This is a genomic window from Caulobacter sp. 602-1 (genome assembly GCF_003931565.1).
GTDB lineage: Bacteria > Pseudomonadota > Alphaproteobacteria > Caulobacterales > Caulobacteraceae > Caulobacter.
In genome coordinates this window covers 1-286 of sequence record NZ_RRYI01000158.1, presented here as the reverse complement: position 1 = coordinate 286, position 286 = coordinate 1, and the positions used below count along the sequence as shown (strand labels likewise).

Annotated in this window: 1 pseudogene; it reads right to left on the bottom strand. The window is 62.2% G+C overall.

Annotated features, from left to right (window positions below):
- A pseudogene (locus EIK80_RS25700) lies at positions 1–286 on the bottom strand (TonB-dependent receptor); the annotation flags it as partial.

Below are 286 nucleotides of genomic sequence, written 5' to 3'. Positions count from 1 at the left end.
CGACGGTGAAGTTCAGCGGGCCGTCGAAGGCCGACTGCAAGCGAAGTTCCTGGCTGAACTGATCCGAACGGCCGGACGAGACGTCGATGGTCGTGAACTTCTTCGTATTGCCCACCTGCGGGTCGTTGAAGAACCCGCCCGGCGTGAAGGGCGTGTTGTTGAAGGGGACCGGCGAGTCGTTCCGGTTGTAGTCCTGCTTCGCATAGACGCTGCCCTTGCTGTAGGCGGTCATCGAGGTGGCCGTCAGGGCGTCGGTCAGGTCGTAGGCCAGGGTGAGCTGATAGAC